Origin of the sequence: Miniimonas arenae, assembly GCF_006351005.1 — a bacterium.
In the GTDB taxonomy this organism is placed as follows: domain Bacteria; phylum Actinomycetota; class Actinomycetes; order Actinomycetales; family Beutenbergiaceae; genus Miniimonas; species Miniimonas arenae.
Genome location: NZ_VENP01000015.1, coordinates 24848 through 35889 on the forward strand (window position 1 = coordinate 24848; position 11042 = coordinate 35889).

The window sequence follows — 11042 nt, forward strand, 5'->3', positions numbered from 1 at the left end:
GACCCTCGCGTCACGGCGGCTGCGCGACCTGGAGCGCGAGCGTGCCGCGCGGCGTGACCAGCAGGGCGCGGCCCGGCGGCACGGGCAGAGGGAGCCGAGGCGTGCCGGGGTGCGCGTGCGAGGGAACGTGACCGCCGAGCGCGAGCACCGTGCGCGCCTCGCGTACCCCACCGAGGACGCCCTGGAAGGCCGTGAGCAGCGCGGCGGGGGTCGTCGCGACGACGACCCGGCCCCGCAGCCGCGGGACGAGTGCCACCGACTCCGCGGTATCGAGCTGGTCGGCGTCGTCGACGAGCAGGACCTCCTCGGCGTCGTCGGTCGGGCGGGCGTCTTCGGTCGGGCGGGGGTCCCCGGTCGGCCCGGGGCGGTCGTGCGGGCCGGAGCGGTCGGGGTGGTGGCTCCCGTCGCCGTCGACACGGACCACCCGCAGCCCCGCCGCCCGTGCCGCGTCCGCGACGGCGCCGAGCGCCGTGGTGCGGCCCGACCCGGGCGGACCCACCACGAGCCACGGCCGACCCGGCTCGAGCACGGCGCCCACCGGACCGGCGTCGTCACCGCCGCGTCCGACGGCGAGCACACCGGCGGGTGCTCCGGTCACCGGCCCACGGACGTGGGCGGGAACGGGAGCCAGCCGAAGCAACGGCTCGGTGCCGGCCGACTCCGCCGCCGTCCCCAGCGGGAGGTCGTCGACGACCACCTGGGCGAGCCGTGCGACGCCGCGATCGAGCAGCACGCCGCGCCCGGGTGGGGCCTGCGGGTCGACGAGGGCGCGGGGGATCCCGAGCATGGCCGCGGTTCCGGCGTCGCGGACGTGCAGGGTGAGGTGCGTGGCGACCGATGGCGCCCAGCGGTGCGCGGTCCCGACGACGAAGGCCATGTCGTCTCGCACCTGCAGCAGCGTGGCGATCAGGTCCTGCCCGGTGCCGAGGCGCGTCGCGCCGTCGACGGCGTCGAGCACCGCCTCAGTGTCGTCGAGCACGAGCTTGGCTCCCGGGTCGCTGCCCTGCGCCAGCAGCATGAGCAGTCGGACCAGCCGATCGGGTTCGGCCGTCGTCACCGTGGTGCCGAGGCCCGGGTGGATCACATGTCCGGAGTCGCGGCCGGTGGCGGTCCAGCGGGGCCACGGCTCGCGGGAGATCACGTGGCACGGGCGTCCGGCGCGCAGCGCGTCGCCGACGAGGGCGCGCAACGCGGTGCTGCGCCCGCTGCGGGGCGGCCCGCTGACGAGCAGGCGTCCGCCCGCCCAGCGCCACGGAGCGTGCCTCGTCTCCTCGGGGACGTCGAGCAGCAGCGGGGCCCGGACCGCGCTGCGCCCGACCTGCGCGGGCAGCGCGGGCGTCCACGGCCGGTGCACGGTGAGCAGGTCACCGCGTCGCGCACGTCGCACGCGCTCGGCGGCCTCCCGCACGGCGGCCACCACGCGGGCCGCGTCGGGCGCCGTCAGTCTGCCGAGCTGTGTGACGCCGTCGTGCGCCGTTCCGGTCACCACCGCCTGGCCCGGTCGCGTGAACGTGCTCGCGTCGCCGCGGCCGACGACGTCGAGCGAGTCCGTCGCGTCCAGCACCCGCAGGCACACCCGCAGCGGCAGGTTGGCGCGCAGCTGCGGCTCCAGCACGCCCGCCGGACGCTGGGTCGCGAGCACGAGGTGCAGCCCGAGCGAGCGGCCGAGCGTCGCGACCGCCGTGAGGTCGGCGAGCCGGGCGGCGTCATCCTCCACGAGCGCGCGGACCTCGTCGACCACGACCACGAGCCGGCCCAGGTGGCCGCCGCGGGCGAGCAGGTCGGCGCGGTCGCGCGCGCCCGCCGCGGCGAGCAGCCGCTCGCGGCGGCGCAGCTCGTGCCGCAGCGCGGTGAGGGCCCGGGCGCTCGCGGCGGCGTCGAGGTCGGTGAGCAGGCCCACGCAGTGCGGCAGGCCGGCGGCCACGCCGAACGTGGCGCCGCCCTTGTAGTCGACGAGCAGCATCGTGAGGTCACGTGGGGCGTGCCCGAGCGCCAGCGCGAGCACCCAGGACTGCAGCAGCTCCGACTTGCCGGACCCGGTGGTGCCCGCGACCAGGGCGTGCGGACCGTGCTCGGCCAGGTCGAGTCCGCTCGCCGGACCGGGGCCGAGGTGCACCGGCAGTCCGGCCGCGGGGTCCAGCCACGCGCGCGCGACCCGCGCCGGGTCTGGGTCGAGGACACGCACGAGCGCGCCGTCGGGGAGGGCGTCCCCGACGGCGTGGCACACGGCGGCCACCCAGGCGGGTGAGACGCCGAGGCGCCCCCGCGCGCCGATGACCGGCCACGGCCCCGGCTCCAGCGCGCCGCGAGTGGGCGCTGCGCGCCGCACGACCCCCGGCTGTTGCACCTCGAGCCAGCGCGCCAGCCCCTGCTCGTCCGGCCCGACCACCGCGACGCCCTCGGTCCCGATCCGCAGCGGTGCACCCGCCGCGCCGCCGTGCACCAGGACGCCCGCGCCCTCGGCAGCTCCCGGCGGCACGGAGCCGCCGGGTCGGGCGACCGCCGCCACGGCGTGCGCAAGCGCAGGAAGGGCGCCGACCCCTGCCGCCCAGACCGCTGCTGCCGCGGGATCCGGCGGGTCCGTGCCCGGCGGGGAGGGCGGCCGGCGACGGCGCCCGACCAGTGCGACGACGACGGCCCCCACGGCGCCGACCCCGATCGCGCCCACCAGCCACCAGCGCGACGCGTGGCCCGCGAGCAGCAGCGGGAGCATGCCGAGCATCGGCAGCAGGGCGAGGAGGGAGCGCCACCGACCAGCGCCCGACGACGTCGCGCGGCCGGCGGGCTCCCCGGCTGCGGTGGGCGCCGGGGGAGGTGAGGGACGTGACCGCCGCGGCGGTCGGCGCGGCGCCGTGAACCGCGGCGCACCGGCGTCGTCGGGCTCCGGCGTGCCGCGCACCTCGAGCCGGGTGGACCCCAGGAGCAGCGCGTCACCCACGCGCAGCAGGGCGCGGCGGCGGACCCGTCGCACGCGCTCCCGGCTGCCGGTGCTGCCAGTGCCTCCGGTGTCACCAGGGCCGCCGGGTCGGCGACGGCCGCGGCGCCTCGGCCGCACCACGGCGGAAGGCGCGGCGACGCGCACGAGGTAGCGCTCGCCGTCGGGCATCGGTGCGACGCAGGCGTGCAGCCGGGAGACCGACGGGTCCGCGAGCGTGAGGTCGGCCGACGGCGCGCGGCCCACGCTCACCCGCGCGGACGTGAGCGGCACGGCCCAGCCCGCATCCGGACCGTGCACGACGGCGAGGTGCGCCGGCGCGTGCCAGCAGGCGCGCCAGCGTGCGACGACGGCGGCCGGGTCGGTGTCCACGCCGCCGAGCCTGCGCCCGGGCACCGACAGCGGCGAGCGGACCTGTGGATGCCGCACGGGCGGGTGTCGCCGCACGGATCTGGGGACAACGTGCGCACCAGGCCGACCCCGACCGTCCGGGCCGCGAGCGGCCGATCGCGCGCCGAGTGCCGCGTCCACCGCGCCTCGAGTGCCCCGAGTGCCCCGAGGTGCCGCGCGGCTCAGGTCCCCGGCGAGACCAGCCCCGTCTCGTACGCGAGCACCACGAGCTGCACCCGGTCCCGGGCCCCGAGCTTGGCGAGGACGCGGCCGACGTGCGTCTTCACGGTCGCCTCGGCCACGAACAGGTCCGAGGCGATCTCGGTGTTCGTCCGGCCCCGGGCGATGAGCTCGAGCACCTCGCGCTCGCGCTCGGTGAGGTCCGCGAGCGCGTCGGGCGGCGTGCGGTTCTCCAGCGGCATGCGCGTCGCGACGTGCTCGATGAGGCGCCGCGTGGAGGACGGCGCGATCACGGCGTCGCCCGCGTGGACCGTGCGGATCGCGGCGAGCATCTCCTCCGGCTGGGCGTCCTTGAGCAGGAACCCGCTCGCGCCGGCGCGGATCGCGGCGAACACGTACTCGTCGAGGTCGAACGTCGTGAGGATGATGATCCGGGGGACGGGGCGGCCCGGCGGGCGCGGCGCGGCGAGCAGCCGGCGGGTCGCCTCGATGCCGTCCAGGCCCGGCATGCGCACGTCCATGAGCACGACGTCGACGTCGAACCCCGGCAGCAGGCGCAGCGCCTGCGCGCCGTCGCCCGCCTCGGCGACGACGGCCATGTCCGGCTGGCTCGAGATCACCATGGAGAAGCCGGCGCGGACCAGCTGCTGGTCGTCGACGAGGGCGACGCGGATCTGGTGGCTCGCGGTGGCGGGCTGGGTCATCGTGCGGACTCCTGGAGGATCGGGGAGGGTGGCAGCGGGAACGTGGCGTGCACACGGAAACCACCACCGGGCCGAGGCCCCGCGTGCAGCGCGCCCCCGAAGAGCGCGGCGCGCTCGCGCATGCCGGTCAGGCCGTTCCCGGCGCCGTCGGGTGCCGCGGCGGCGCCGCGACCGTCGTCGTCCACCTGGAGCACGAGGGCGGTCGGGTGCCACGCGACGTCCACGCGGGCGTGCACGGTGCCGGGCTCGCCGGCGTGCTTGAGGACGTTGGTGAGCGCCTCCTGGCAGATCCGGAACGCCGCGAGGTCGGTGGCCGCGGGCAGGTCGCGCGGCTCGCCCCAGGTGACCAGCTCGACGGCGGGCCCGGACGCGCGCACGCGGGCCACGAGGTCCGGCAGGTCGGCGAGGCCTTCCTGCGGGCGGTGCGGCACCGAGCCGTCCTCCCGGAGCACCCCGAGGATCCGCCGGGTGTCTGCCAGCGCCGCGCGCGCCGTCGTCGCGATCGTGTCGAGGGCCTGTGCGGCGAGCGCCGGGTCGGTCCGCGCGGCATACCGCCCGCCGTCGGCCTGAGCGACGACGACGGCGAGGGAGTGCGCCACGACGTCGTGCATCTCGCGCGCGATCCGGGTGCGCTCCGCGGCGACGGCGAGCCGCGCCTGCTGGTCGCGCTCGTACTCCAGGCGGGCCGCGCGCTCGCGCAGCGACTCCCAGCGCTGCGAGCTGGAGCGGCGCAGGAGTCCGGCGACCCACGCGAGCAGGGCGGGGACGGCGGCCGCGACGAACAGGAACGTGGCAGTCAGCAAGCCGTCGCGGCCCATGTCGAGCGACATGGAGACGGCGATGAGCGCGCTGCCGAGTACGGCCGAGCCCAGGCTGACCCGGCGCGCCCAGATCGGGGCGTGCACGGTCGTGGAGTAGACGGAGACGTAGATGAGCAGGTCGATCGGGAGCAGACCCGTGCCGGCGAGGAAGTGCCCGAGCGCGAGAGCGTTGACCGCCACGGCCGACCCGATCGGCCAGCGGCGACGGCAGGCGATCGCGACCGGCATCCCGATCGACGCGGTCCACATGGTCAGCACCGCGACCGGCGACGCGGTCGACCCCGTGCCCGTGAGGATCGAGAGGCTGCCGAGCAGGAGGAACGCGGCGGCGGCGAGCACGCCGTCCAGCCAGGCTCCGTTGCGGCTGAGCCAGGCGTCGAGCTGGAGGACCGGCCCGCCGGCCGCGACGTCGCGGGACCCGACGCCGCCTCCGGCCACGGGAGCGCCGAGAGGCGCACCGCTGGCGGGGGAGGCAGGAGAGGTCACCGTCCGAGGGTAGGCCGCGGCCGTCGGCGGCGCGGTCCGCCGAGGGTCTGACCTAGACGGGCTCGATCAGACCGGCGTCGTCGTTGCGCACGGAGCCCACGCGCGCGGAGACCTCGTGCCAGACGAGCTCGGGCGGAGGACCTGCGAGGATCGCCAGCGCGGCGTCGGCGTCGGTCATCGCGGGGTCGAGCCACTCGTCGACGCGCGCGTGCGGGAGCGCGACGGGTTCGCGGTCGTGGATCGCCTCGAGGCCGTCTCGCGCCGCCTGGGTGACGATCGTCGTCGACAGCAGCCAGCGCGCGGGGTCGTCCTCCTCGCGCGTGGGGTCGCGCCACCACGCGTACAGACCCGCGAAGGCGAGCGAGGAGCCGTCGGCCGGGTGGATGTAGAACGGGGTCTTCGCGGGCAGTCCCGAGCCCTCGGGGTTCTTGCGCCACTCGTAGTACCCGTCCGCCGGCACGAGGCAGCGTCGCGTGACGAGCGACTTGGCGAACGCGGGCTTGTCCGCCACGGTCTCCAGGCGGGCGTTGAACATCGGGGCGCCCTTGGCGCCCGGTCCCGACGACCACGCGGGCAGCAGTCCCCAGCGCGCCAGGTGCAGCTCGCGGAGCACCCCCGTGCCGGCACCGTCCGCAGCGGACTCGCGTGCGTCCTCGCTGCCCACGAGGCGTGGGCGGTCGAGCACGACGCGCGCGCCATCGGTGGGCGCGACGTTCCAGGACGCCGCGCGGTCCGCGGCGTCCTCGCTCACCACGTCGACGTCGAACTCCGCCGCCAGCTCGTCGGCCGCCCGGACGGCCGCGTACCTCCCGCACATGCCGCCGACCCTACGTCGCGCCACCCCCATCGCCGCCGCCGACCCGATCGACCGGATCGGCCGACGCGAGTGCTGCGAGCGCCGCCCGCAGCCCCGCGAGCCGCGTCAGCGCGACGTCGAGCGTCGCCTCGTCCTTCACGAACGTGAACCGCAGCCACGAGGACAGGGCCTGCGCCGTCGCGGATCCCGCGCGGCAGAAGGCGGTGAGCGGCACGCACGCCACGCCCACAAGGTGCGGCAGCGCGCGGGCGAGGGCGTCGCCGTCGGGCACGGTGGGCGAGAGGAAGGGCGCGGCGTCCGCGCAGACGAAGTACGTCCCCTGCGGGACCACGACGGCGAACCCCGCCTCGCGCAGCCCGCGCACCAGGGCGTCGCGGCGCTCGGCGAGCGAGGCCGCGAGCGTGGCGACGTCGGCGTCGCCCTCCTCGAGCGCGCGGGCGACCGCCGGCTGCAGCGGCGCGGCGCTCACGTAGGTGAGGAACTGCTTGACGGTGCGCACGGCCGTGACCAGCTCCGCCGGCCCGCTGATCCAGCCGACCTTCCAGCCCGTCAGCGAGAACGACTTGCCGACCGAGGAGATCGTCAGGGTGCGCTCGCGCATCCCGGGCAGCGTCGCGAACGGGACGTGCGTCGCACCGTCGAACGTGAGGTGCTCGTACACCTCGTCGGTGACCACGATCGCGTCCACCCGCGCGGCGTGCGCGGCGACGACGGCGAGCTCGGCCGGGGTGAGGACTGTTCCGGTCGGGTTGTGCGGGGTGTTGAGGAGGACGACGCGCGTGCGCGGCGTCACGGCCGACGCGAACGCCTCGACGTCGAGGCGCCAGCCCTCACGGGTCGGGCCCAGGGGAGCGGTGGTGTGCGTCGCGCCGGCCATCGCGATCGTCGCGGCGTAGGAGTCGTAGTACGGCTCGAGCGTGAGCACCTCGTGGCCCGGTCCGGCGAGGGCGAGCACGGCGGCGGCGATCGCCTCGGTGGCGCCCGCGGTCACGAGGATCTCGGAGTCGGGATCGAGCTGTATTCCGTAGTGCCGGTGCTGGTGGGCGGCGACCGCACGGCGCAGCGCCGGGATACCGGGACCGGGCGGGTACTGGTTCGCGCCGGTGCGCAGCGCCTCGACCGCGGCCTCGCGCACCCACTCGGGGCCGTCGGTGTCCGGGAAGCCCTGGCCGAGGTTGGCCGAGCCGGTGGCCGTGGCCAGGGCGGACATCTCGGCGAAGATCGTGGGGCGGACGGCGCCGTCGGGCGCCAGGAGACCGGACGCGCGCGCGACGGCGAGCCAGCGCGGGGTGCTCGTCATGCGGACGAGCGTAGGGCGGGCCGCACATCGGCCGCCGCCACCCGCTAGCCTCGAGCCAGCACGGGAGTCCGGTGGGCCGGGCTGAGAGGGAGTACTCCAACTCCGACCGTTGAACCTGATCCGGATCATGCCGGCGCAGGGAGCTCCGCCAGGCGAACGTCGTCTGAGCCCGTGCTGGTCCCGAGAGGGTACGCATGAGCCAGACCTCGCTCGCCACCGCCTCGCAGCTCGACGATCCCGCCGCCGTGCGGCATTCCGACGCCGCCCCAAGCCCGACGGCCGGCCCCCTCACGTTCGGCGTCGGCGCCCGGATCACGGCGGCCGTCATGGCCGGGGACTACGTCGACGTCCTCACCCGCGCGCTCGCGGCGACCCCGACCGGTGACCTCGTCGTCGTCACGGGCGACGTCTCCACCTACGTCGGCGGCGCCGAGGACGACCTGCTGCGCTACGTCACCGACCTGGGTGCCACGCTGGCGGCGACCGGTCATCACGTCACGCTCGTCGTCCACCTGTCCCGCGGCTGCCCGGGCGAGGTCGTCTGCGCGCTGCCGGGCGGCGCCGGCCCGCGCGTCGTGGCGCCCCCGACGACCGACCGCACCGGCGCCTGGGCCGCCGCGGAGTGGGCGCTCTACCCGCTCGCCGACGGCGTCGGTGCCGGTGGCGGCGTCGGCCCAGCCGCCGGCGCGGCCGCTGCGTCGGATCAGCAGCCGGACCACATGCGCGACATCGAGGCCGCCATCGCCCACGCCCGCGACCTCGGCACGTTCCGCGGCAGCGAGCACTTCGTCACCCGCCTCGAGGGCGACCTCGCCGACGTCCTCGCCACGGCGTTCGCCGGCTGGCTGCTCGCGGGCCGCACCGTGCAGCACGTGACGAGCCACCTCACGGTGTCGATCAACAGCCCGAGCCACGCCGCGCGCGACGGCGAGCCCTCGATCGCGCCCACGTCGGCGCGCGCCGGGGACGCAGCATGAGCGCGGCCGGCGGATCGCCCCGCCCGACCCGCCCGGATGGTGCGCCGACGGCTCGAGGCGCCGCTCGCCGTCGCCCGCTGGCGATGCGCGACCTCGTGCTCCTCGTGGTGCTCGGCGTGGTGTTCGGGTTCCTCTACTGGGTGCTCGTGCAGGCGTGGACCGCGCTGTCGATCGCGATGGGGCCGGCCGGAGACCTCGCGCAGCACGTCCTGTTCGGCGGCTGGCTGCTGGTGGCCCCGCTCGCCGTCGCGATCCTGCGCCGCCCGGGCGTGGGGATCCTCGCCGAGCTGCTGGCCGCGGTGATCGAGGTCGTGTTCCTCGGCAGTCCGGTCGGCCCGCTGCTCCTGATCGCCGGCTTCCTCCAGGGCCTGGGCAGCGAGCTGCCGTTCGCGCTCGGGCGGTACCGCTCGTTCGGCTGGGTGCGGTTCGCGGTCTCGGGGCTGCTGGGCGCGAGTCTCGTGTTCTTCTGGTCGGCGTTCCGGTTCGGCTGGTACGGCCAGGACCTGCTGCTCCTGCGGTTCGGGATCCAGGCGCTGTCCGGCGTGCTGCTCGGCGGCCTGGTCGCCAAGGTCATCGTGGACGCACTGCTGCGCACCGGGGTGCTCGCGAGCTTCCCGATCGCGGCCGCGTCGCGGTCTGCCGCGTCAGCAGGCTCGACGGCGCCGGGCGGCGGCGCCGGTGACCCCGACCTGGTACGGCGTGAGCGCTGAGCCGGCGATCGAGGCTCGCGACCTCGAGATCGTGCTCCCCGGGGGCGACGGCGTCGGTCCGCTGACCGCGTCGCTCGCCCCCGGGGAGGCGGTGCTGCTGCTCGGGCCGTCCGGCTCCGGCAAGTCCACGCTGCTGCGCACGCTCGCGGGCGCGATCCCGCAGACGGTCGGCGCGCGGGTCGCCGGCGAGGCGCGGGTCTGCGGCCTCGACCCGGTCGTGGCGGGCGTGGTCGTCACCGCCGCGCACGTCGGGGTCGTGGCGCAGGACCCGACGAGCGGGGTCTGCTTGCCCGACGTCCTCGACGAGGTCGCGCTGCCCCTGGAGAACAGGGCCGTGCCGCGCGCGGACATCGGCCCGCGCGTGGCGGCGGCACTCGCGGGCGTCGAGCTCGGGGCGTACGCCGGGCGCGGCACGCAGGGCCTGTCCGGCGGGGAGCTGCAGCGGCTCGCGCTCGCGGCCGCGACCGTCGCCCGGCCCGACGTGCTGCTCCTGGACGAGCCCACCGCGATGCTGGACGCGCCGGGCGTCGCGGCGGTGCGCGCCGCCGTCGGGCGCGTGGCGGGTCGCGCGACGGTGCTGCTCGTCGAGCACCGTCTCGCGGAGTACGCGGGCGAGGACGGCCTGGCGGCGCTCCCGCCGCGCACGATCGCTCTCGACCGCGGCGGCCGGGTGCTCGGCGACGGCCCCACGGCGCAGGTCCTCGCCCGGCACGGCGCGGCGCTCCTCGCGCAGGGCTGCTGGCTTCCGGTCGAGGTGGAGCTCGACGTGCTCGGTCTCGACGTCGCCACGCTGGCGCGCCGCACCCTCGACGCGCTGCGTGCGACCGACGCCGAACCCGCCCCACCGTGCCCGACGGCGTCGCTCGCCCCGTGCGCGGACGCATCGCCCGCCGCGGTGCTCACCGCGCGCGGGCTCGGCGTCGACGTCGGCGGCCGCGCCCTGCTGCGGGACGTCGACCTGGACCTGCGGGCCGGCGAGGTCGTCGCGCTGCTGGGCGCGAACGGCGCCGGAAAGTCGACGCTGCTGGCCGTGCTCGCCGGGCTCGTGCCGCCGGCGGCGGGGCGGGTCGCGGGGCCGCGTGCGGGGCTGGTGTTCCAGCACCCCGAGCACCAGTTCGCCGCGCACACGGTCACGGCCGAGATCGGGTTCGGGCTGCCCGCGGCGCGGCGCGAGGCGGTCGTTCGGGCGCGGCTGCGCGAGCTCGACCTCGAGCCGTGGGCGGACCGCTCGCCGTGGACGCTGTCGGGCGGGCAGCAGCGTCGGCTCTCGCTCGCGGCCATGCGCGCTCACGATCGCCCCGTGCTGCTCGCCGACGAGCCGACCTTCGGCCTGGACCGGGACGGCGCGCACCGAGCGCTGCGGGCGCTGCGGGAGGCGGCCGACGGCGAGCGTCGCGCCGTCGCGTTCACGTCGCACGACCTGCGCCAGGTCGCCGCGTGGGCCGATCGGGTGGTGCTGATCGCCGACGGCGGCGTGCTGGCCGAGACCACGCCCGCGGCGCTTCTGCAGCGACCCGATCTGCTCGCCGCCGTCGGCATGCGGGCCACGCCGTGGCTCGGGCACCTGGCGAGGCACGGCGACGCGGTGGTGCGGCATGCGCTGCGCTCGCTCGACGCCGCGGTGCCCGCGCCGCTCCCGGAGGCCGCGCGATGACCCGCGCCGTGCACGGTGGCTGGTCGCCCGTGCGCACTGCCTGGTCGCCCCGCCGGCGTGAGCCCGCT

The 11042-nt window shown here is 77.1% G+C and carries 8 protein-coding genes and 1 riboswitch; of the genes, 3 read left to right on the forward strand and 5 right to left on the reverse strand.

Features of this window, described 5'->3' with window-relative positions; translation table 11 throughout:
- Window positions 1-10 precede the first annotated feature (10 nt).
- From FH969_RS05735 to FH969_RS05755, 5 genes are all read right to left on the reverse strand, one after another.
- Window positions 11-3307: an FtsK/SpoIIIE domain-containing protein gene (locus FH969_RS05735; protein ID WP_139986444.1), complete on the reverse strand. Its 3297-nt coding sequence runs from the start codon at window positions 3305-3307 to the stop codon at window positions 11-13.
- Window positions 3308-3507: 200 nt separating this feature from the next.
- A complete protein-coding gene (locus FH969_RS05740) occupies window positions 3508-4209 on the reverse strand; it encodes a response regulator (RefSeq protein WP_139986445.1) in 702 nt (233 codons plus the stop codon).
- The gene (locus FH969_RS05745; protein ID WP_246071731.1) at window positions 4206-5516 is read right to left on the reverse strand and encodes a sensor histidine kinase; all 1311 of its coding nucleotides are present in this window, start codon (window positions 5514-5516) and stop codon (window positions 4206-4208) included. The genes FH969_RS05740 and FH969_RS05745 overlap by 4 nt, the downstream gene beginning before the upstream one ends.
- Window positions 5517-5568: 52 nt before the next feature.
- Complete coding sequence (locus tag FH969_RS05750; RefSeq protein ID WP_108719390.1) at window positions 5569-6333, reverse strand: SOS response-associated peptidase; 765 nt, start codon at window positions 6331-6333, stop codon at window positions 5569-5571.
- A 10-nt stretch (window positions 6334-6343) separates the two neighbouring features.
- Window positions 6344-7633 carry an aminotransferase class I/II-fold pyridoxal phosphate-dependent enzyme gene (locus FH969_RS05755; RefSeq protein WP_139986446.1) on the reverse strand — a complete coding sequence of 430 codons (1290 nt, stop codon included), beginning with the start codon at window positions 7631-7633 and terminating at the stop codon, window positions 6344-6346.
- A 50-nt stretch (window positions 7634-7683) separates the two neighbouring features.
- A riboswitch (TPP riboswitch) is annotated at window positions 7684-7792 on the forward strand.
- Window positions 7793-7827: 35 nt separating this feature from the next.
- Here FH969_RS05755 and FH969_RS05760 point away from each other — a divergent pair.
- The 3 genes from FH969_RS05760 (at window position 7828) to FH969_RS05770 (ending at window position 10974) form a co-directional block, all read left to right on the forward strand.
- Window positions 7828-8610, forward strand: a complete 783-nt coding sequence (locus FH969_RS05760; protein ID WP_139986447.1) for a YkoF family thiamine/hydroxymethylpyrimidine-binding protein — start codon at window positions 7828-7830, stop codon at window positions 8608-8610.
- Window positions 8611-8693: 83 nt separating this feature from the next.
- A complete protein-coding gene (locus FH969_RS05765) occupies window positions 8694-9320 on the forward strand; it encodes an ECF transporter S component (protein ID WP_246071732.1) in 627 nt (208 codons plus the stop codon).
- The gene (locus FH969_RS05770; RefSeq protein WP_108719394.1) at window positions 9289-10974 is read left to right on the forward strand and encodes an ABC transporter ATP-binding protein; all 1686 of its coding nucleotides are present in this window, start codon (window positions 9289-9291) and stop codon (window positions 10972-10974) included. The genes FH969_RS05765 and FH969_RS05770 overlap by 32 nt, the downstream gene beginning before the upstream one ends.
- The last annotated feature ends 68 nt before the right edge of the window (window positions 10975-11042 follow it).

Excerpts from the sequence above, each read along its gene's own strand:
- FH969_RS05740 (WP_139986445.1), bottom strand. The coding sequence starts at position 4,209 with ATGACCCAGCCCGCCACCGCGAGCCACCAGATCCGCGTCGCCCTCGTC.
- FH969_RS05750 (WP_108719390.1), bottom strand. The coding sequence starts at position 6,333 with ATGTGCGGGAGGTACGCGGCCGTCCGGGCGGCCGACGAGCTGGCGGCG.
- FH969_RS05755 (WP_139986446.1), bottom strand. The coding sequence starts at position 7,633 with ATGACGAGCACCCCGCGCTGGCTCGCCGTCGCGCGCGCGTCCGGTCTC.
- FH969_RS05760 (WP_139986447.1), top strand. The coding sequence starts at position 7,828 with ATGAGCCAGACCTCGCTCGCCACCGCCTCGCAGCTCGACGATCCCGCC.
- FH969_RS05765 (WP_246071732.1), top strand. The coding sequence starts at position 8,694 with ATGCGCGACCTCGTGCTCCTCGTGGTGCTCGGCGTGGTGTTCGGGTTC.